The organism is Exiguobacterium sp. 9-2, from assembly GCF_036287235.1.
Lineage (GTDB): Bacteria > Bacillota > Bacilli > Exiguobacteriales > Exiguobacteriaceae > Exiguobacterium_A.
In genome coordinates this window covers 1,854,372-1,874,119 of record NZ_CP142850.1, presented here as the reverse complement: position 1 = coordinate 1,874,119, position 19,748 = coordinate 1,854,372, and the positions used below count along the sequence as shown (strand labels likewise).

At 45.5% G+C, this 19,748-nt stretch carries 23 protein-coding genes; 21 read left to right on the top strand and 2 right to left on the bottom strand.

What is annotated here, in order from left to right; translation table 11 throughout:
- Positions 1-5 precede the first annotated feature (5 nt).
- Positions 6-254 carry a ferredoxin gene (locus VJ374_RS09995; RefSeq protein ID WP_029342027.1) on the bottom strand — a complete coding sequence of 83 codons (249 nt, stop codon included), beginning with the start codon at positions 252-254 and terminating at the stop codon, positions 6-8.
- Positions 255-484: 230 nt separating this feature from the next.
- Between VJ374_RS09995 and VJ374_RS09990 the strand changes: the two genes are divergently transcribed.
- The 8 genes from VJ374_RS09990 to VJ374_RS09955 all read left to right on the top strand — a co-directional run bounded on the left by VJ374_RS09990 (position 485) and on the right by VJ374_RS09955 (position 8,394).
- Complete coding sequence (locus tag VJ374_RS09990; protein WP_214854459.1) at positions 485-1,507, top strand: YpbB family protein; 1,023 nt, start codon at positions 485-487, stop codon at positions 1,505-1,507.
- Positions 1,507-2,937, top strand: a complete 1,431-nt coding sequence (locus tag VJ374_RS09985) for a RecQ family ATP-dependent DNA helicase (protein WP_329468763.1) — start codon at positions 1,507-1,509, stop codon at positions 2,935-2,937. Before VJ374_RS09990 ends, VJ374_RS09985 begins: the two co-directional genes overlap by 1 nt.
- Positions 2,938-2,980: 43 nt before the next feature.
- Positions 2,981-3,175 carry a hypothetical protein gene (locus VJ374_RS09980; protein ID WP_035407120.1) on the top strand — a complete coding sequence of 65 codons (195 nt, stop codon included), beginning with the start codon at positions 2,981-2,983 and terminating at the stop codon, positions 3,173-3,175.
- A 71-nt stretch (positions 3,176-3,246) separates the two neighbouring features.
- Positions 3,247-4,131 (top strand): MerR family transcriptional regulator, encoded by an 885-nt coding sequence (locus VJ374_RS09975; protein ID WP_035407123.1) that lies wholly within the window; start codon positions 3,247-3,249, stop codon positions 4,129-4,131.
- Positions 4,132-4,188: 57 nt separating this feature from the next.
- On the top strand, positions 4,189-4,779 hold the full coding sequence (locus VJ374_RS09970) for an adaptor protein MecA (RefSeq protein WP_329468762.1): 591 nt from the start codon (positions 4,189-4,191) through the stop codon (positions 4,777-4,779).
- Positions 4,780-4,918: 139 nt separating this feature from the next.
- Complete coding sequence (locus VJ374_RS09965) at positions 4,919-5,851, top strand: D-alanine--D-alanine ligase (RefSeq protein WP_329468761.1); 933 nt, start codon at positions 4,919-4,921, stop codon at positions 5,849-5,851.
- A 146-nt stretch (positions 5,852-5,997) separates the two neighbouring features.
- Positions 5,998-7,263, top strand: coding sequence for a Glu/Leu/Phe/Val family dehydrogenase (locus VJ374_RS09960; protein WP_035407132.1), 1,266 nt, complete (start codon positions 5,998-6,000; stop codon positions 7,261-7,263).
- Between the two features lie 141 nt (positions 7,264-7,404).
- On the top strand, positions 7,405-8,394 hold the full coding sequence (locus VJ374_RS09955; RefSeq protein ID WP_308101734.1) for a YpdA family putative bacillithiol disulfide reductase: 990 nt from the start codon (positions 7,405-7,407) through the stop codon (positions 8,392-8,394).
- Positions 8,395-8,445: 51 nt separating this feature from the next.
- Here VJ374_RS09955 and VJ374_RS09950 read toward each other — a convergent pair whose 3' ends face one another.
- Positions 8,446-9,414, bottom strand: a complete 969-nt coding sequence (locus tag VJ374_RS09950) for an asparaginase (RefSeq protein WP_329468760.1) — start codon at positions 9,412-9,414, stop codon at positions 8,446-8,448.
- Positions 9,415-9,581: 167 nt separating this feature from the next.
- Between VJ374_RS09950 and prsW the strand changes: the two genes are divergently transcribed.
- The 13 genes from prsW to VJ374_RS09885 all read left to right on the top strand — a co-directional run bounded on the left by prsW (position 9,582) and on the right by VJ374_RS09885 (position 19,710).
- Positions 9,582-10,259 (top strand): glutamic-type intramembrane protease PrsW, encoded by a 678-nt coding sequence (prsW, locus tag VJ374_RS09945; protein WP_329468759.1) that lies wholly within the window; start codon positions 9,582-9,584, stop codon positions 10,257-10,259.
- A 19-nt stretch (positions 10,260-10,278) separates the two neighbouring features.
- Entirely contained in the window at positions 10,279-10,935 is a 657-nt protein-coding gene (locus tag VJ374_RS09940) for a flagellar brake protein (protein ID WP_035407143.1), read from the top strand.
- A 76-nt stretch (positions 10,936-11,011) separates the two neighbouring features.
- A complete protein-coding gene (cmk, locus tag VJ374_RS09935) occupies positions 11,012-11,686 on the top strand; it encodes a (d)CMP kinase (protein ID WP_035407146.1) in 675 nt (224 codons plus the stop codon).
- A complete protein-coding gene (locus VJ374_RS09930) occupies positions 11,683-12,282 on the top strand; it encodes a lysophospholipid acyltransferase family protein (protein WP_035407149.1) in 600 nt (199 codons plus the stop codon). Before cmk ends, VJ374_RS09930 begins: the two co-directional genes overlap by 4 nt.
- A gap of 102 nt (positions 12,283-12,384) precedes the next feature.
- Positions 12,385-13,518 carry a 30S ribosomal protein S1 gene (rpsA, locus tag VJ374_RS09925; RefSeq protein ID WP_056062180.1) on the top strand — a complete coding sequence of 378 codons (1,134 nt, stop codon included), beginning with the start codon at positions 12,385-12,387 and terminating at the stop codon, positions 13,516-13,518.
- A 123-nt stretch (positions 13,519-13,641) separates the two neighbouring features.
- Positions 13,642-14,952, top strand: coding sequence for a ribosome biogenesis GTPase Der (gene der / locus VJ374_RS09920; RefSeq protein ID WP_029342014.1), 1,311 nt, complete (start codon positions 13,642-13,644; stop codon positions 14,950-14,952).
- A gap of 14 nt (positions 14,953-14,966) precedes the next feature.
- A complete protein-coding gene (locus tag VJ374_RS09915; RefSeq protein ID WP_035407152.1) occupies positions 14,967-15,992 on the top strand; it encodes an NAD(P)H-dependent glycerol-3-phosphate dehydrogenase in 1,026 nt (341 codons plus the stop codon).
- A gap of 18 nt (positions 15,993-16,010) precedes the next feature.
- Positions 16,011-16,208 (top strand): DUF2768 domain-containing protein, encoded by a 198-nt coding sequence (locus VJ374_RS09910; protein ID WP_231496841.1) that lies wholly within the window; start codon positions 16,011-16,013, stop codon positions 16,206-16,208.
- A complete protein-coding gene (locus VJ374_RS09905; RefSeq protein ID WP_329468758.1) occupies positions 16,205-16,939 on the top strand; it encodes a hypothetical protein in 735 nt (244 codons plus the stop codon). The genes VJ374_RS09910 and VJ374_RS09905 overlap by 4 nt, the downstream gene beginning before the upstream one ends.
- A gap of 85 nt (positions 16,940-17,024) precedes the next feature.
- On the top strand, positions 17,025-17,297 hold the full coding sequence (locus VJ374_RS09900; RefSeq protein WP_012370671.1) for an HU family DNA-binding protein: 273 nt from the start codon (positions 17,025-17,027) through the stop codon (positions 17,295-17,297).
- Positions 17,298-17,437: 140 nt separating this feature from the next.
- Positions 17,438-18,016, top strand: a complete 579-nt coding sequence (locus tag VJ374_RS09895) for a heptaprenyl diphosphate synthase component 1 (protein ID WP_035407157.1) — start codon at positions 17,438-17,440, stop codon at positions 18,014-18,016.
- 22 nt (positions 18,017-18,038) lie between these two features.
- Positions 18,039-18,746 carry a demethylmenaquinone methyltransferase gene (locus VJ374_RS09890; RefSeq protein ID WP_035407160.1) on the top strand — a complete coding sequence of 236 codons (708 nt, stop codon included), beginning with the start codon at positions 18,039-18,041 and terminating at the stop codon, positions 18,744-18,746.
- Position 18,747: 1 nt separating this feature from the next.
- On the top strand, positions 18,748-19,710 hold the full coding sequence (locus VJ374_RS09885; RefSeq protein WP_035407163.1) for a polyprenyl synthetase family protein: 963 nt from the start codon (positions 18,748-18,750) through the stop codon (positions 19,708-19,710).
- Positions 19,711-19,748: the final 38 nt, after the last annotated feature.

The window sequence follows — 19,748 nt, the reverse complement described above, 5'->3', positions numbered from 1 at the left end:
TTCACTTATTCGAATTTTAACGCATCGCCTTCGAACGATTCATCTGCTACTTTGATTGAATCCGTCGGGCATCCTTCAAATGCATCAATCATATCGTCGAATAATGCTTCTGGAATTTCGGCAGTACCATTGTTATCATCAAGAATGACATATGCCAAACCCTCATCATCATAATCATAGATATCTGGTGCCGCTGCTCCACAAGCACCACAAGCGATGCAAGTATCTTTGTCGACAATCGTAAATTTAGCCATTGAACGGTCTCCTCTCTATACGAAAACATTATTGAAACACGCTGTTCTCATCTATATGTCATTGTATCGGACTCATCGTTGCATTTCAATGACGAAGCGTAAGTGATAACAGAAAATGTATATATCATCACATGCCCGCAAACAGTATGTCTAAAACGTAACGAAAAGAAAATGGATGAGGTATCATCTTCAAATCGATAAACACTATATATCAGAAAGGAGCGTGGCAGATGGAAATTTCATTACTAGAGCGCATTTTTCTAGAATCGATTCAGCGTCTTCGAGACGAACGTTCGGACCGGAGTCTTTATCATGTTTTTCAAGGGAAGAAGTCAGCAACTTCTCTTCAAGATGCTCATTTTTATGATTTAGAGTCGACGTTCGGTACCGTATTAGTCAGTAAACAGCGATTCGAGTCGGTTTTAACGGAACTCGCTCAGAAAAAGTGGATCGAACGGCAAGAGACACTTCGACTGACGAGCGAAGGCGCTCGACTAGTAGGACAAACGGATGGAGTAATTATTGATCAACTGGGTGGTGAACTTCGGGGATATGCTGAAATGATGTGGAAACGGCTCAGTCTTCTCGTTCAAACGGTAATTTGTCTAGAAGCGCAACAACCATTCATTCCCGTGCAACAAGAGACGATCGTTCGGGAGTGGGTCAAGAGTGTTCTTCCGACCATCTCGAATCGAGCAGATTGGTTAGCGCAGATGTATCAAGAATTGACGCTCCTCCTTGAGCGCTTACCGGAACGAGATGCGACATTGATCAGTCATCGATTATCAGGTGTGCAAACGGGATGGTCATATCCTCAATTGGCACGAATGATGAAGGTAGATGTCGAGACGGTCCAGTTCGAATTTATCATAGCTTGGCGAAGATGCATCAATGACTTAAAAAGTACACCGCTCATTCAACAAATCGGAGCCGGTCTCCACACTCCGAAGATGACGCAGTCTGCTCAAACGACTTGGGAATTATTGCAACAAGGACTCACTGTTGAAGATGTTGCGGTCAGAAGACGTCTAAAAAATAGCACGATGGAAGACCATCTTGTTGAAATTGCAATGTATGCACCCACTTTTCCGTTAGATCATTTCGTTGATACGGCTCAACAAGAAGAAATTCGACATATCGCACAACAACTCAAAACTTATGCACTCAAGCGAATCAAAAGCGCGATGCAATCAGACGTATCCTATTTTCAAATTCGATTGGTCTTAGCTCGTAGTAAATGGGAGGGAAGTTAATGGAATCGTTATTGCATCGACATTTCGGTTATGAAGCGTTTCGACCTGGACAACGCCAAATCATCGAATCCATCCTGAATGGAACAGATACGTTAGCAATTTTACCGACAGGTGGAGGAAAGTCTGTATGTTATCAGTTTCCTTCGTATGTAAAAGGAGAGGGACTGACATTGATTTTGTCTCCGCTGCTCTCTTTGATTGAGGATCAAGTCATGCAAATCAAACGTCGGGGAGAACGTTCTGTCGCAAAATTAACATCTGTTGAGACGCGAGAAGAAAAAGAGCAAATCTTATCCGTACTCGAACATCTACGGTATCTCTACTTATCACCGGAACAACTCGCGTTACCACAAATACGGGCTCGTCTGAAACAGGTCGACATCGCGCTATTCGTCGTTGATGAAGCCCACTGTATCTCGCAGTGGGGACACGAGTTTCGACCTGAGTATGCAAGACTTGGGCAAATTCGCCGGGAACTAGGTTTTCCGCAGTGCCTCGCCTTAACCGCAACAGCGACTCAAGCTGTCGAACGAGATATCCGAATACAATTGCAGATGCGAGAACCGCATGTCATCCGTCGTTCCGTCAATCGACCGGAAATCCAATACATCGTGGATCGCGTCGATCGAGAAGAAAAAGACGCAGCACTCGACCGTTGGATGACACGTATCGTTCGTCCATGTGTTATCTATACGACAACGCGTAAAGAAGCGGAACGGATTGCAGGAATCATTGAAGGGGCAACCTACTATCATGCCGGATTAACGATGGAAGACCGTCAGCTTGTTCAACAACAGTTTCTTCATGATGAAATGGACTGTCTCGTTTGTACGAGCGCATTTGGAATGGGTGTTGATAAAGGAAACGTTCGTACAGTTATCCATCACACGATGCCGGCGACGCTTGAAGCTTATATGCAGGAAATCGGACGTGCCGGTCGGGACGGAAAAGAGGCGACAGCGATCTTGCTTTATGCTCCTCAGGATGAACAATTACAAACCTTTCTGATTGAGACACAATATGCGCCTGTCCTTTGGATTGATCAGTTACAACAAGGGGTGAGAAGAGGTGAGTCCTACGCGAAAATCGAGACTCGTCTACACCTCAATCCGGAAGATCCAGCATATCGGTTACTGAAATCGCAACTTGAGAATGGCTGGTCGAAGGAACGTATCATGCAATGGCAGGTGGAACGAAAACAGCTCAAAGGACGAGAAGTCAGCCGGATGATGGACTATATTCACCGGAATGAATGTCGCCGTACGATGTTATTGCATCATTTTGATGAACCGGCAATCGTTCAGCCACGTTGTTGTGATATATGCGGTACGATTGAATGGCAGGATCCCGTGAAGAGTAAGGTGCTTCAAACGGTAAATTGGAAAAAGCGTTTAGAACAAGTCTTTTTTTCATCACTAGATTCGGTGTAAACTAGAAAATATCCTTATTTTTTTCAAGAAAAGGTGATGAACATTGAGTAAACAAGATCAACGGCGGTTACATCAGAACGAAGAGGAGCAACTCTTACCACCACGTTCCTCGCGAATCGAACACGTTCGAAATGAACGACTGAAGCAACCATTTCGAAAAAATCCGCTAGCAATCACGCTAACGGTACTCATGATCACGATCATCATCGCCTTCGTCTCCATCGGTTTCATGATGTAAAGGCACATTGTGAACGGAGATTTTTTTCCTTTCAGCGTATACTAGAAAGGAAGGGGAAGGAGGCACGATGCATGGATCGTGGGAAATACAATATCAAAGCAGTCGCTGCGTTGGTGGGACTCAACCCGACGACCATTCGTGCTTGGGAGCGGAGATATCAAGTGCTTGATCCGGATCGAAGTGAATCCGGGCATCGCATTTATAGTGATAGTGACGTTGCGAAATTGCGTTGGATCGTCGATAAACAAAAAGAAGGATTGTCGGTTTCAAAGGCAATTCAATTATATGAGATGCCTGTCAATCGAGCTGAAGTGCCCCATGATTACGGAGTCGAACTACGAGATCAGTTATTCCGTGCATTGACGAACTTCGAAGAACGACACGCGCATGACATCATGAATAAAGCGTTCTCGATGTTTAGTTTCGATAAAGTCATTCAAGATATCGTTGGTCCACTCTTACATGAAATCGGACTGAAATGGGAGTCAGGAGAGATTACAATTGCGCATGAACATTTTGCAACAGCTTTCTTAAGAGCCCGTCTTTCGACGTTATCACTACAGATGCCGATCAATCCGTTCTTGCCGCGAATCGTTTGTGTCTGTGCACCAGAAGAAGAACATGAGCTCGGACTACTCTTCTTCACACTCTACTTGCGGCAATCGGGTTTTGATGTGATTTTCCTCGGTTCTGGTATTCCGGTGCCGGACTTAGTAGCCGTGACACATCAATTGCAACCGAAAGCTGTCATCTTATCGTGCACGTTATCCGATCATTTACCATTGCTTGATGAAGCATTAGACTGTTTGATGGCTGATTTTCCGAATCTTGAAATTGGACTTGGAGGATACGCGGTCGATCAGCTTCCGGAACGATACGGACCACACTTACTTGGTGCGGACGATCAATCGTGGAAAAGTTGGTTAAGTCGACTCACTCCGGTATCTGGTGTATAGTATGGTTCATAGCGAACGGAGACACCTATGTTTCCGGTCTTGACTGGAGGAGTCTATATGAGGTTTGAACAAATGAAACAAGGACACCTTCGTGTCTTCATTACGAAGCAAGAGTTATCACTTCACGATGTCCGACCAGAAACGTTGGCCGTTGGGAAGGGACAAGCTCTATTGCGCAATTTATTAGAGGAAGCTGAATCGAATTTTGGTTTTCAGGCAGCAGGAACACTCGAATTTTTCGTCACATTCTTTCCGAATGACGGCATGCTCGTTGATGTGCGTCGTGAAGGTGATCTACCGGAAGAGATGAATGACGAATTTGATCAAGTCGAAATTCGCATGACGGTCGACATCGTCCATCATGTCTTGTATGCCTTGAATTCGCTCGAAGATGTCATTCAAGCGAGCCATGGGTTATTACGACATATGCCGTACACGGAGACAGGCGGTAGTCTTTATTTCTTCGAAGGCAGCTATTATCTCTATTTCCAGGAACGAATGAATGACGCGCTCGAGCGTACAGTGACGACGATTTTGTCAGAATACGGGGAACCGAGCCCGAAAAGTCCGCTCGTCATGTCAGAGTACGGAAAAACGATTCAATCGAAACAAGCCATTGCCACGATTGCGGAACAATTCCACATTTAGAACATTAGGTGCGACATTGCCTCGTCAGGCAATGTCGCACCTTTTTATCTTCTACCAGAAGTGGCACCATTTTGTATTTTTTCGTGGTCAGAAGGATGGTATGATAATCATTGAACGTAAGAAGAAGGAGTGAAGTAGGATGAAAGTGGCAGTGTTATATGGTGGGACTTCAGGTGAACGGGAGGTTTCATTAAACAGTGGAAAATCAATCATGGAAGCGTTAAACAGTAAAGGACATGAAGTCACGGCTGTTGATTTCCATCCTGATCGAGCACATGAACTCTTCCAGCTGGATGTAAATGTGGCTGTCATCGCTCTTCATGGGAAAATTGGTGAAGATGGACGCGTGCAGGCGTTACTTGAACTTGCGAATATTCCATACACAGGTTCAGGTGTGTTAGCGTCAGCACTTGCGATGGATAAGGCACGTTCAAAAGTTCACTTTGATAAAGCGGGTATCACGATTGCACGTGATGTATTATTAGAACGTGAAGATGATGTCGAGGCGAAAATCGCAGAATGGAATGGTCAATTCCCTTGTGTCGTTAAACCAGCACAAGAAGGTTCATCGAATGGATTGACAATCGCACAAGACGAGACGATGTTACGTGAGGGGATTGCAAAAGCGTTCGAAGCCGATGATGCGGTTCTCGTCGAACAATTCATTAAAGGACGCGAAGTGACGGTTCCAGTCGTTGGTCATAAAGGTGCAGAAAAAGCATTACCGGTCATCGAGATCATTCCGAAGAATGCTTTTTATGATTACGAATCGAAATATGCAATCGGAGGTTCAGAGCATATCTGCCCTGCTGAACTAGATGAGACGACGACAGCAATACTTCAGGAGTGGGCCGTCAAAGCACATCAAGTACTGGGTTGTGCTGGGTATTCCCGGTCAGATTTCCTTGTTCCTGAGTCCGGAAATCCAGTTATTTTAGAGACGAATACATTGCCAGGTATGACGTCAACGAGTTTATTCCCGGACGGAGCACGAGCAGTTGGTATCGAATATCCGGAATTGGTCGAGTATTTCATGGAATTAGCGATTGAACGCCACGCCCAAATCAAGTAATCCAATCATTGATATCCTAGGAAAAGAAGTGAGAAAGCGCTTACAAATATGGGCGTAACCCCTTTCATTACGTTCGAGAAAAGAGTATACTTTATCCGAACAAGGAAACGGCATAGGGGATGCCACTTATGGGGAGGAACGTTGGAATGATTACTGACCAACAACATGCGAATCATCGCAAGAACGTACTGGAAGCAACACAAGAAATCGTCAAGGAAGCACTAGGGAAATTAGGGTATCCAGACGAAATGTATGAATTACTTAAAGAACCACTCCGGATGTTGACAGTCCGGATTCCGGTGCGAATGGATGATGGTTCGACGAAAATCTTCACAGGATATCGTGCGCAACATAACGATGCCGTTGGACCGACAAAAGGGGGAATTCGTTTCCACCCAAACGTGACGGAAGTCGAAGTCAAAGCATTATCCGTCTGGATGAGTCTGAAGGCAGGTATCGTTGATTTACCATATGGCGGCGGGAAAGGCGGGATCATTTGTGATCCACGTGAGATGAGCTTCCGCGAAATCGAACGTCTCAGCCGTGGATATGTCCGTGCCATCAGTCAGATCGTTGGACCGACAAAGGATATTCCAGCACCTGACGTCTTCACGAACTCACAAATCATGGCTTGGATGATGGATGAGTACAGCCGGATCGATGAATTTAACTCTCCTGGTTTCATCACAGGAAAACCGCTCGTTCTTGGTGGCTCACACGGTCGTGAAACAGCAACGGCGAAAGGTGTCGCAATCATGATCCGAGAAGCGGCAGCAAAAAAAGGCATTACACTTGAAGGAGCACGCGTCGTCGTTCAAGGGTTCGGGAACGCAGGTAGCTTCTTGTCGAAGTTCATGTATGACTTAGGTGCAAAAGTCATCGCCATCAGTGATGCTTACGGTGCACTTCATGATCCGAACGGACTCGACATCCCATATCTACTGGACCGTCGCGACTCATTCGGAACGGTTACGACATTGTTCAAAAATACGATCTCGAATAAAGAATTGCTTGAACTCGAATGTGATATTCTTGTTCCTGCGGCAATCGAGAATCAAATTACAGAAGACAATGCACATGATATCCACGCAGCGATCGTCGTAGAAGCAGCAAACGGTCCAACGACGAACGAAGCGACGAAAATTCTTGCAGAACGTGACATTTTGATCGTTCCGGATGTTCTTGCTTCGAGTGGTGGCGTAACGGTTTCTTACTTCGAATGGGTACAGAATAATCAGGGGTATTACTGGACGGAAGAGGAAGTCCACGAGAAACTCGAAAAGGTCCTCGTGAACTCATTCAACCAAGTCTATCAGACAGCACAGACGCGAAATGTCGATATGCGTCTCGCCGCTTATATGGTAGGTGTGCGGAAAATGGCAGAAGCATCCCGTTTCCGTGGTTGGGTCTAATTAAACGTTAAAAATACGTACCACCCGTTCCTCTAGATGAGGAGCGGGTGTTTTCCGGTGTTTTCCTATTGCAATTTCTTTCGTCTCTTGATGAGATTTGCTAAGATATAAAAAAAAGCAACCGGAAGAGGAGATATTCGAATGTTAGATTGTATCGTAATCGGTGCAGGACCATGTGGTTTATCGGCAGCGATCGAAATGCAAGATCGAGGACTAGACGTCGAAGTGCTCGAAAAAGGAAATATCGTTGAAGCGATCTATCGTTATCCGACGCATCAAACGTTCTTTTCAAGTAGTGAAAAATTAGAAATCGGTGGCGTGCCGTTCATCAATAAGGAATTAAAACCACGTCGTCTCGATGCACTCGTCTATTATCGAGAAGTCGTCAAACGAAAGCAGTTGACGATTCGTCCATTTGAGACGGTCGAGCACATTGAACGTCAGGCGGATCGCTTCATCATCCATTCAGAACGCTCTGGAGTGAAGAAACAGCGAGAAGCACGATCTGTTGTGCTTGCGACAGGTTATTATGGGTTACCGAACCGAATGGACGTCCCAGGAGAAACGTTACCCCACGTATCGCACTATTTTACGGAAGGGCATCCATACTTTGATCAGGATGTCGTCGTCATCGGTGGGAAGAATTCAAGTGTTGATGCAGCAATCGAGCTTGAAAAAGCAGGAGCACGCGTAACTGTACTTTATCGTGGACCCGAGTATAGTCCATCGATCAAACCATGGGTCTTGCCGAACTTCGAATCACTCGTTCGTTCGGAAAAGGTCAAGATGGTGTTTGACGCGATGATCGAGGAAATCACGGACCAAGAAGTCGTTTACCGAGTGGAGGGAAACAAGCGGACTGTCCGAGCAGATTTCGTATTTGCGATGACGGGTTATACACCAGACGTCGGCTTGTTCGCTGATGCTGGTATCGCGATCGATCTCAAGACAGGTGTTCCGAGTCATGATGAAGAGACGATGGAGTCGAATGTTCCTGGGATTTATATTGCCGGCGTCGTTGCAGCAGGATACGATGCCAATAAGATATTCATTGAAAACGGACGTTTTCATGGCGCGAACATCGCGAATCATCTCGTCGAACGATTACGTGGTCTATCAATTCACGTCTAAAAAAACCTCTTGATTCGGAATGATGAGTTCCCAGTCAAGAGGTTTTTTCATTTATTCGACCCTGAATGACTCTTCGAGTTCTGATTGGGTCGAATTGATTTCGAGTTCAATCATTAATTTAAGTCGTGCTTTTTGTGAGTTCAGTCCATTTGAGAAAATGACACCGATCTCTTTTAACTGTTGACCGCCACCTGTATATCCATAAACATCTTGCACGATTCCATTGAAGCATCGACTAACGATGACGATCGGCATGACTGCGATCAATTCGGCAATGGCATCGACGATACTCGGAGGGACGTTCCCTTGACCGAGAACTTCAAGTACGAGTCCATCGTAACCGAGTTGTTTCACGGCTAGTAATAAATCTGGTTCCATTCCGGCATATACTTTCAAAACAGCAACACGTTTAGAGAGCGAGGTTACCATATGTGTTTGCTTCAGAAGTGGCGTGTTGAATAGGTAAACGTGATCTTTCGTCACCATGCCAAGATTTCCGAAGTGAACCGATTTAAACGTATCGACGGATGACGTATGCGTTTTCGTGACGTTGAATGCCGAATGAATCTCACCATTAAATACGACGAGAACACCTTTTTCACACGCTGCTTCACTGACTGCGACACGGAGTGCCGTGATCAAATTAAACTCGCCATCCGATCCGACTTCGTTGGATGAACGCATGGCTCCAGTCAAAACAATCGGAACAGGTGCACCAATTGTCAAATGCAAGAAATAAGCTGTCTCTTCAAGTGTATCCGTCCCATGGGTGATGACGACTCCATCGTAGTGTTCCTTAGCAAGTTCACTTTCGATGAAGTGTGCCAAACGTAGCATGATGTCGGGCGTCATATGTGGAGAAGGTAAATTTGAAAAATGACGCGTTGTGATGTTTGCGATATCCGTCGCTCGAGGTAGTGAAGCATCCAGTGGATTGATGTCATTCGGTAAGACGTGACCAGAGTGATCTTGCGCCATCGCAATCGTTCCACCCGTATGAATTAATAATAATGATTTCATTCTAAATGGTCTGTGTCAAAAGACAAAAGACCTTCACCTACTTTCTATAGCATATTCAATTAGTTCTTCCATATTGTAACCTTTTTCCCTCCCGAAACAACGAGGACGTTTTCTTTTTTTCAATAAACCTTTATTCTTATGGAGAGGAAGAAAGGGGGAGAGGAAGCGTGATTCAAATCGTTTTCTCCGGAGTTGCCCCAGGCATCGCACTCCTAACTTATTTTTATCTACGTCACGAACATGAATCAGAGCCCGTTGGATATATCCTTCGAAGCTTCATTTTTGGAATTTTACTCGTTTTTCCCTTGATGTTCATCGACTACATCGTTCAAACGGAGTTTGGTGGGCGTGAAGAGGTGCAATTGATTCGAACAGCAGTCACAGAAGAGTTTGCAAAATGGTTCGTCGTCTTTTATACCGTGTATATCCATCAACGGTTTAATGATTATTATGATGGGATCATCTATGCCGTAGCGTGCTCGCTTGGATTTGCTACCCTTGAGAACATCTTATATCTGATGGTGAATGGAACGGTCGAACACATGCTATTCCGAGCTTTACTACCGGTATCCGGTCATGCTTTGTTTGCTGTCATCATGGGTTTCTTCATGGGAATGGCGAAATTCTCGCCTCACCCGTATCGGTGGTTGTCCTTATCGATAACGATTCCGGTATTTGCACATATCTTATTTAATTTGTTAATATTGGAAAATGGTGGTATATCTGCTTTGCCAATCGTCTTCATGATCATTTTATGGACGATCGGATTATTTCAAGTACGAGGTGCCAACCGTTTGAATCGTCGATTCAAACGAAAAAAACAACATTCAGATGGCATCGAATAGAAAGTAGGAGCGAAGTAGGATGATGGAAATCGGGGATTTAGTAATGCTTTCGAATAGTGAGGATCGACAAGGACGGTCAAAAGTAACAGCCGTAACGAATCGATTGATTTGGATCGAGGCGCCAAGTGAGGTCGCGACATTGAAAACGTTCATCTTGTCAGATCACGAAGAAGTTTCTTTTTACTTCTTTAAAGAAAAAGGTAAATTATTTGGGTTTGATACGGTCGTCGTGGAACGACAAAATGATCCACTTCGTGGTCAGCGGTACGCCTTAAAGCGACCGAGTGATGATCAAATCGAGCGCATCCAACGACGTCAATTCGTTCGAGTACCACAAATGCTCGATGTCGCCGTTCATCCGCATAAAACGCAATTTGATCCGTTTACGACGGTGACGCTTGACTTATCGGCTGGTGGCATGATGATTTTGTCGGATCAGTTACCGATTCAAAAAGAGGAAGAGGTGGAGATGACATTCATTCTACCTACTGGTGACGGTATTTCGAGTACTTTAGATGTTATTGCTGAGCTCGTCCGTATCGATCGACGGGAAGAACGGTATGAACTCGCATTCCAATTTACAATGATTCCTGACAGAAGTCGTGAGCTAGTATTGCGTCACTGTTATCAAATGCAAATGAAAAGTTCAAGAAGGGGCATGAATCCATTCACCTGACCGCATTTTTTTGCTATGATAACGTTCGGAAGAATGAATCCCCATCAAATATGGGGAAGATGGAAGGATTGGATGGATGATGAAGAAGATTCAAATTGCATTAGATGGACCAGCAGGTGCTGGGAAAAGTACGATCGCAAAACAACTGGCGGCACGCCTTGACTATGTATATATCGATACAGGGGCGATGTATCGTGCCGTTACGCTCGCAGCACTCGAACAATCGCTTGACCTGAACAACGGAGAAGTGCTTGGCGAATTGATGAAATCGCTTGATATTCGTTTAACACCAGGCGAAAACGGGCAACGTGTCTTTATTGGTGATCGCGAAGTGACGGATGCGATCCGTTCCATCGAAATCACGAATAATGTATCGTTCGTCGCTCGTCAAAAAGAAGTTCGAGCAGCACTCGTCACGGCGCAACGAAAATTAGCAGATCAGGGTGGCATCGTCATGGACGGTCGTGACATCGGTACAGTCGTATTACCTGATGCTGAATTAAAAGTTTTCTTGACGGCAACTGTGGAAGAGCGTGCAGCTAGAAGGCACCGGGAGAACATCGCGCGTGGGATGGATAGCGATATCACAGTTCTTCAAGAAGAAATCGCGCTGCGGGACAAACGGGACAGTGAACGTGAAGTCTCTCCTCTACGCCAAGCAGACGACGCATTATATCTAGATACGACAGAGATGACGATTGATCAAGTCGTTGTTCGCCTGATGGAACTAGCGGAAGGTGTTCTAAAATGAAACGTCAAGATACCGTTTATCGGATTGCGCGGTTTGTCGTCTGGGTCATAGCCAAAACAGTCTTCCGATTGAAGGTGACGGGGCAAGAGAATATTCCGAAAGACGGTTCCTTACTCATCTGTGCCAACCACAGTTCAAATTGGGATCCCGTCTTCCTCGTCAGTGCGATTCCACCGAAACGTTCGGTTCGTTATATGGCGAAGGAGGAGTTGTTTAAAGTCCCTGCCTTAAAGCAGCTGATGATTGCGGCAGGAACCTATCCTGTCGGTCGTGGTCAAGGGGACCGTCAAGCCTTGAAACGGACGATCGAGCTGTTAAATACGGATGAGACTGTTGGCATTTTCCCAGAAGGAACGCGTTCTGCTCCAGGAGAATTCACATCAGCACAACCCGGTGTAGGGTTCTTCGCCTTACGATCGAATGCTCAGATTTTACCGATTGCCATCATTGGATCGTATCGCCCATTCAAACGAATGCGCGTCGCGATCGGAAAACCGGTCGATATTTCGGATTTACGTGATCAACGTGGTGCTGCGAAAGCGATTTCTGATCGAATCATGGACGAAATCAAATCCGTCTACTTCAATCACGCTTAATACCTTGACAAATAGTCAGAATTGTAAGAAGTTAGAAGCAGGATAAACGCATTGACACGTGTCAGGCGTTTCTTGTACTCATCGTGAGGAGGTTGTTTTGGAATGGTCGAAGAAATGAAAGATATGCCTGATTTTGAAATTCATCGGGACCAGGTAGTTACCGGAATGGTCGTGAAAATTGAAGACAAGCAAGCACTCATTGATATCGGATATAAAACAGAAGCCATCTTACCGATCAGCGAAGTATCGAGTCTTCATCTCGATGATATTCGTGGTGTGTTGAACGTCGGAGATGAACTACAAGTGAAGGTCAAGAAAATCACGGATGAAGAGGTCGTCGTCTCAAAACGAGAAATTGATGCACTTAAAGCGTGGGAGCAAGTTGAAGAGAAGTATAAATCAGGTGAGATCTTTGAAGTTGTCGTGAAAGACATCGTTAAAGGTGGTCTCGTCGTTGATATCGGTGTCCGTGGATTCATCCCAGCGTCGCTTGTCGAGCGGCATTACGTCGAGGACTTCTCGGATTACATCGGTCGTTCGATTGACGTCAAGGTCGTTGAACTCGATCAAGAGAAGAACCGTGTCATTCTCTCGCACAAAGCCGTCGTTGAAGGTGAATTGAACGCGAAGAAAAAAGAGACACTCGAAAATCTAGAAGTGGGGCAAGTTCTAGAAGGAACAGTCCAACGATTGACAGATTTCGGTGCTTTCGTTGATATCGGTGGCGTCGATGGTCTCGTTCATATCTCGGAAATGGCACACCATCGTGTCGAACGTCCTTCGGACATCGTCACGGAAGGTCAGAAAGTCGAAGTCAAAGTACTTGGCGTCGACCGTGATACAGAAAAGGTTAAGTTGTCGATCAAGGAAACACAACCGGGTCCATGGCAACAGATGGAAGGGAAAATCGAAGCTGGGGATATTGTCAAAGGACGCGTACGTCGTCTTGTCCAGTTCGGTGCCTTCATTGAGCTTGCACCGCAGGTAGAAGGGCTTTTGCATATTTCACAAATCGCGAACCGTCATATCGGATCGCCTTCAGAAGTACTTGAAGAAGGACAAGAAATTGAAGCGAAGGTACTCGAAGTGCGTCTTGATGAGCACAAGATCTCGCTCTCGACACGTGTTCTCGAAGAGGAAGAAGGGTCTTCTGAGGACTATTCGGATTACTCGAATCAATCAGAAGGATTTTCTGTCGCTGACTTGACAGAAGACGATTCAGAGACGAAAGAATAAAGGATGACACAAAGCGGACACAAGCGTGTCCGCTTTTTATATGCGGTTTGTTATGGTATATGAGAGTTTGATTTGATACAATAGAACGGCTATGAAGCGAGAGAAGAGAAAGAAGGTGTTGGGATGGCAATTCCAGTCGTGGCGATCGTAGGTCGCCCAAATATCGGAAAGTCGACGATTTTTAACCGGGTGATTGGAGATCGGGTTTCAATCGTAGAAGACAAGCCAGGCGTTACCCGCGACCGTATTTACGGAACTGGAGAATGGCTGAATCGTCATTTTCATTTGATTGATACAGGTGGAATCGAAGTTGGGGATGAGCCCCTACTTCAAATGATGCGTCATCAGGCGGAGCTCGCCATTGATGAAGCGGACGTCATCATTTTCATGGTGAACGGACGCGAAGGAATCACAGCAGCGGATGAGGAAGTCGCGAACATGTTGTTCCGTTCGAACAAACCAGTCGTCGTAGCTGTCAATAAAGTGGATAATTTTGAGATGCGTGATTTAATGTATGAATTCTACTCTCTTGGATTCGGGGACTTATTCCCGATTTCTGGTACACATGGTCTTGGACTTGGTGATTTACTCGACCGTGTCCTTGAATTAGCACCAGATAAAGAAGAGTTGGAATATGACGAAAGTACGATTAAGTTTGCCTTGATTGGTCGTCCAAACGTCGGGAAATCAAGTATGACGAACTCGATTCTTGGTGAAGAGCGTGTCATCGTCTCGAATATCGCTGGTACAACACGTGATGCAATCGATACACCATTTACGCGGGATGAACAAGAATACGTCATCATCGATACGGCAGGGATGCGAAAACGCGGGAAAGTCTATGAATCGACAGAACGCTTTAGTGTCATGCGTGCTCAAAAAGCAATCGAACGAGCAGATGTCGTCTGTGTTGTTCTTGATGGTGAAGAAGGTATCATCGAACAAGATAAAAAAGTAGCAGGATATGCCCATGAAGCAGGTCGCGCGGTCATCATTGTCGTCAATAAATGGGATGCTGTTGAAAAAGATGATAAGACGATGAAAAAGATGCAAGAAGAGATTCGGGAAGAATTCCGTTTCCTTGACTATGCACCAATCGTCTTCGTCTCAGCAAAAACAAAACGTCGTTTACAAACGTTATTACCAGTCATTCAGCAAGCAGCGCACAGTCATGCGCAACGGATTCAGACAAGTGTCTTGAACGATGTCATCGTCGATGCTGTCGCTATGAACCCTGCGCCGACAGATAAAGGAGTTCGTTTACGGATTAACTATGCGACTCAGGTCGCGTCGCGTCCGCCAACGTTCGTCTTGTTCGTCAATGATCCAGAATTGCTTCACTTCTCTTATAAACGATATCTCGAGAACCGGATTCGGGAGGCATTTGATTTCACAGGTACACCAATCCGGATTTTAGCTCGTCAAAAACAATAATGAGGTGATTCAGTATGACCAAAATCGCTGTCATCGGAGCAGGAAGCTGGGGAACAGCGCTCTCGCTCGTCTTAGCCGATAATGATCAGGAAGTCATTCTTTACGGTCGTGAACAAACAAATGTCGACCGTATCAATGAGCATCATGAAAATGCGCAATTCTTGCCGGGCGTCGTGTTGCCACAATCATTGAAGGCGACGACGGATCTCAAAGTGGCGGTCGAAGGCGCAACACATATTTTGATCGTGACACCGTCATCTGCGATTCGTGCGGTTTCTCGTCAACTAAATGAACTATTGACAGAACCAGTCGTCCTGATTCATGCATCAAAAGGAATCGAACCGAAGACACATCTTCGATTGTCTGAGTTGATCGAAGCAGAGGTCGACCCGGCGAAACGTAAAGCGGTTTGTGTCTTGACAGGTCCTTCACATGCTGAAGAGGTTGCGTTACGTAAACCGACGACGGTGACCGTTGCATCGGATGATTTAGAAGAGGCTGGTCGTGTGCAGGAATTGTTTACGAATGAAAACTTCCGTGTCTACCTCAATGCGGACATCATCGGGGCAGAACTCGGTGGAGCACTGAAGAATATCATTGCACTTGCTGCGGGTATGACAGATGGTCTCGGTTACGGGGACAATGCCAAGGCAGCCTTGATTACGCGTGGAATGGTCGAGATGGCTCGTCTTGGAACGATGCTTGGGGCAAACCCAATGACGTTCACCGGCTTGACAGGAATGGGTGACTTAATCGTCACTTGTACTTCTGTCCATAGCCGAAATTGGCGTGCGGGAAATGCCATCGGTCGAGGAGAAAAACTAGAGACAGTGCTTGAAAACATGGGAATGGTCGTAGAAGGTGTTCGTGCGACACAAGCTGCATATGATCTAGCAGAGTCGAAACAATGTGAACTCCCAATTACTTCTGCTTTATACCATGTTCTCTTTGACGGTCATACACCGGAAGAAGAAGTCAAAAAGTTGATGCAACGACCACAAAAAAATGAGATCGAGCATCTCTTCACGACGAAAGATTAACGGAGTGGGGTGGAAACCTTGAGTCCAGGATTATTAAAAATGTGGATTTCGTTCGCTGGCATCGGACTCTTTGCGATCAGTGTCTTGCTGGTCACGGTCAGTCGGACGAAGTTGAAAGGGATTTGGCAGATTCTCGTGTCAACCTTGGCATTCGTTTGTTTCATCGTTGCGTCGATCATCATGGTATTTATCGTCATGGCGGGACCGAGCGCATGAAAAAGTGGTTCGTACTACTCATGCTCATTCCGGTGACGTTATTATCAGGTTGTCTCTTTCCGGACAGCCAGAAACCGTCGAACCGCGTGCCGTATCCGCAACAATTACGTACCGTTCAGGATGCCGTCGATGCATACCAGAAAGACACAGGTGTTTTGCCGATCAAAACGATGGAGGCAGATACGCCACTCATGGAACGTTATCAAATCGAACTGGGCCGTCTGATACCTCGTTATATGAGTGATCCACCAACGAACAGTTTCGAAGGCGGGGGAACATTCATCTATTTGTTGGTCGACGTTGAGACGAAGCCGACTGTCAAATTGATGGATTTGCTTGTCGCGGAAGAACTACAGAAGCTTCAAGTCCGAATTGATGCGTATCGCAAGAAGAATGATAAGTACCCATTTAAAGGCTCCATCGGAAAAAATCAGTTTACCCTTGACTATAAAAAGTTATTCATCAAAAAAGAACCGACTGTCCCAAGTCCGTACTCAGATGAAAAGCTATCGATCTATGTCGATGGTCAAGGTCGTCTTTTCATCAACTATTTGCCAGAGTTGAAGAAAGCTGTACAAACTGCGAAGAAAAAGCCGAAAGTCGGTCAGGATATTCGGCATTTGCTTTATGAAGATCAACCTTTTGTTCCTGCCTATTCTCAAAGCTACACGATAAACGAAAAAGGCGAACCTGTGTTTTCAGAGAAATCGAGCGAAGAATCTGAAAATTGAACGTTATTTACACGAAAATGTTGTAATAGCAACGTTTATAGGGTATGATTACCCTCGAAGAAGTGATTGGGAGGGGGTGAAAGTAATGAACAAAACTGAACTCATTCAAGCAGTCGTCGAAAAATCAGGTCTTACAAAAAAAGACGTGACGAAAGTTGTTGAATCAACATTCGAATCGATCACTGAGACACTTCAGTCTGGAGAGAAAGTCCAATTGATTGGATTTGGTAACTTCGAAGTCCGTGAGCGTGCAGCCCGTAAAGGTCGCAACCCACGTACGAAAGAAGATATCGAGATTCCAGCAAGCAAAGTACCTGCCTTCAAACCAGGTAAAGCATTGAAAGATGCTGTGAAGTAATCCGGCTACATAGTCGCCCGAGATTTTCTCGGGCGGCTTTTTTGTGGACATTCAGAAGCGTGAAAGCCCGCCGATTATGGTATATTAAAAAAGAAGAACGTCCATCAACGAGATGGCACTGGAGATCGGGGGGTAAAAGCATGGAACAACATGAGCTGCGCGTGGATGAAATCATCACTGCACTCACCACTAAACAAACGACACGATTGGCTCGACATGTGGATTTCCCTTCCATCGATCGTGAACAGATCCGTTGGTTGATTGATGTCGCTCAACATGACAAGCTAGATTCAGAAGCACTCGTCAAAGCGATTCATTTCGCACAAGTCGCTTTACGTCTGCATGAACGCGTCAGTAAAACATTACGCGGTTCGAAGGAAAGACAGCTTCTTGTATTAGCTGGAGATCTTTTCTCGAGCTACTTTTTCGAACAATTAGCGGGTTTGCCGAAAGAGGTTCTTGTCTCACTCGGACGGACCATTCAACGTGTCAATGAAGCGAAGTGTGCCTTACACGAAATGAACTATGAATCAACGGAAGAACGGGTTCTCTTATGGTTAACAGCAGAGTTCGGATTAATGCAAGGACTCGCGGCAATCACCAAACGAGAATGGCTGACACGACAAGGACGGCAGATCATTCAACAACAGGCAGAGCAGCTAGATCTGGTCGCACAGAAATTACTGTTATCGCATCTCGAACAGATGGCGGTAGCATGAGATCTTGGAAAGGGTGAGCAGTGTGCAGACAAAAGATAAAGAAAAAAAAGTGTATGAAGTGTTCCAATCGATATCAACGAACTATGATCAAATGAATTCAGTCATCAGCTTCCGACTGCATAAATTGTGGAGACGCGAAACGATGCGCCGGATGCAAGTCTTCCCAGGTGCTAAATGTCTTGATCTTTGTTGTGGAACGGCAGACTGGACGATTCAACTGGCAAAAGCAGCCGGTCCGACTGGTGTCATCAAGGGACTTGATTTTTCAGAGAACATGTTAAAAGTCGGCGTGGAGAAAGTAGAAGCGCTCGATATGAAAAACATCGAATTGATTCACGGAAATGCGATGGATTTACCGTTTGGTGACAACTCATTTGATTTCGTGACAATTGGTTTCGGTTTACGGAACGTTCCTGATTACCTTCAGGTCATTAAAGAGATGCATCGCGTCTTAAAACCAGGTGGAACGGTCGTCTGTCTGGAAACGAGTCAACCGACGGCACCGATTTTCCGAGAAGCATATTCGCTATACTTTGGAAAAATCATGCCACAAGTAGGTCGTTTGCTTGCTAAATCGTATGATCAATACAACTGGTTACAAGAATCAACGGAAGTGTTCCTCGACCGTGTCGAACTGAAACAACTCTTCGAACAGGCAGGCTTCATGCAAGTGGAAGTCAAAGCATTCGCGGGTGGGGCTGCTGCGATGCACCTTGGGAAGAAGTGGTGAGATGTCACTGCATTCCATCTACCGTGATGTCACGAAGGAAGTTAATTTAGTCGATCGTTTTCTGATCAGTCATATCGCTTCGGAGGAACCAACGATTGATGCAGCAGGAAAACAACTGCTGAAAGCTGGTGGAAAACGGATTCGACCAGCGTTCGTATTGTTAGCCTCTAAATTCGGTGAGGCAGATCGAGATGAACTGATCCGTGTAGCAGCAAGTCTTGAGCTCGTCCATATGGCATCGCTTGTACACGATGATGTCATTGATGACGCTGAACTACGACGAGGAAAACCGACCGTTATGCAATACTTCGATGAAGAAGTGGCGCTTTATTCAGGCAATTATTTGTTTGGGGAAGCGATTCGGTTGATTGGAGAAGTCGGAAAACCAGAGCTGGTCCAAGTCATGGTCCATACGATGCGTGAAATTTGCGAGGGTGAGATTGAACAGATCTATGATCAATATGATTGGGAACAGTCGATTAAACGTTATATCAAACGAATTGAACGAAAAACAGCCATTCTCATTGAAGCAAGTTGCCATCTAGGTGCAATCGTTGCGAATTGTTCAGCGGCCGATACGAAAGCGTTACGACTGTTTGGACGAGATATCGGACTCGCTTTTCAGATTGCTGATGATTTGCTTGACTTCACAGCGAATCGAACGCAACTTGGTAAGCCAGTGGCAGAGGATCTACGTCATGGACATAAGACGTTACCCGTCTTTTATGGAGCGGAAGATGCTGCCTTTTACGAAAGTCTTTCGAAAATCGAGACGATGCCTACCCATGAAGAAGTTGCACCATTGCTAGCATTTCTTCAAACTTCAGGTGCCCTCGAACGAACACAACGAACGGTCGATCTTTACATTCGTCGTGCCATCAACCGGCTCGAACCCTTACCTAAATCTTCCGCTAAACGATCGCTCGAAGAAGTGGCGCGCTACGTTGGTAAACGAAAAGGATAAAGATTGTCAAAAATTTCTTGCTGTTCTTCTAAAAAGCC

What these genes read in the sequence shown, in the direction of transcription:
- VJ374_RS09915 (WP_035407152.1), top strand. Translation starts at nt 14,967, where the DNA reads ATGACCAAAATCGCTGTCATCGGAGCAGGAAGCTGGGGAACAGCGCTC.
- VJ374_RS09900 (WP_012370671.1), top strand. Translation starts at nt 17,025, where the DNA reads ATGAACAAAACTGAACTCATTCAAGCAGTCGTCGAAAAATCAGGTCTT.
- VJ374_RS09895 (WP_035407157.1), top strand. Translation starts at nt 17,438, where the DNA reads ATGGAACAACATGAGCTGCGCGTGGATGAAATCATCACTGCACTCACC.
- VJ374_RS09905 (WP_329468758.1), top strand. Translation starts at nt 16,205, where the DNA reads ATGAAAAAGTGGTTCGTACTACTCATGCTCATTCCGGTGACGTTATTA.
- VJ374_RS09930 (WP_035407149.1), top strand. Translation starts at nt 11,683, where the DNA reads ATGAAACGTCAAGATACCGTTTATCGGATTGCGCGGTTTGTCGTCTGG.
- rpsA (WP_056062180.1), top strand. Translation starts at nt 12,385, where the DNA reads ATGGTCGAAGAAATGAAAGATATGCCTGATTTTGAAATTCATCGGGAC.
- VJ374_RS09885 (WP_035407163.1), top strand. Translation starts at nt 18,748, where the DNA reads ATGTCACTGCATTCCATCTACCGTGATGTCACGAAGGAAGTTAATTTA.
- VJ374_RS09940 (WP_035407143.1), top strand. Translation starts at nt 10,279, where the DNA reads ATGATGGAAATCGGGGATTTAGTAATGCTTTCGAATAGTGAGGATCGA.
- VJ374_RS09995 (WP_029342027.1), bottom strand. Translation starts at nt 254, where the DNA reads ATGGCTAAATTTACGATTGTCGACAAAGATACTTGCATCGCTTGTGGT.
- der (WP_029342014.1), top strand. Translation starts at nt 13,642, where the DNA reads ATGGCAATTCCAGTCGTGGCGATCGTAGGTCGCCCAAATATCGGAAAG.
- cmk (WP_035407146.1), top strand. Translation starts at nt 11,012, where the DNA reads ATGATGAAGAAGATTCAAATTGCATTAGATGGACCAGCAGGTGCTGGG.
- VJ374_RS09985 (WP_329468763.1), top strand. Translation starts at nt 1,507, where the DNA reads ATGGAATCGTTATTGCATCGACATTTCGGTTATGAAGCGTTTCGACCT.
- VJ374_RS09970 (WP_329468762.1), top strand. Translation starts at nt 4,189, where the DNA reads ATGAGGTTTGAACAAATGAAACAAGGACACCTTCGTGTCTTCATTACG.
- VJ374_RS09950 (WP_329468760.1), bottom strand. Translation starts at nt 9,414, where the DNA reads ATGAAATCATTATTATTAATTCATACGGGTGGAACGATTGCGATGGCG.
- VJ374_RS09965 (WP_329468761.1), top strand. Translation starts at nt 4,919, where the DNA reads ATGAAAGTGGCAGTGTTATATGGTGGGACTTCAGGTGAACGGGAGGTT.
- VJ374_RS09960 (WP_035407132.1), top strand. Translation starts at nt 5,998, where the DNA reads ATGATTACTGACCAACAACATGCGAATCATCGCAAGAACGTACTGGAA.
- VJ374_RS09990 (WP_214854459.1), top strand. Translation starts at nt 485, where the DNA reads ATGGAAATTTCATTACTAGAGCGCATTTTTCTAGAATCGATTCAGCGT.
- VJ374_RS09975 (WP_035407123.1), top strand. Translation starts at nt 3,247, where the DNA reads ATGGATCGTGGGAAATACAATATCAAAGCAGTCGCTGCGTTGGTGGGA.
- VJ374_RS09955 (WP_308101734.1), top strand. Translation starts at nt 7,405, where the DNA reads ATGTTAGATTGTATCGTAATCGGTGCAGGACCATGTGGTTTATCGGCA.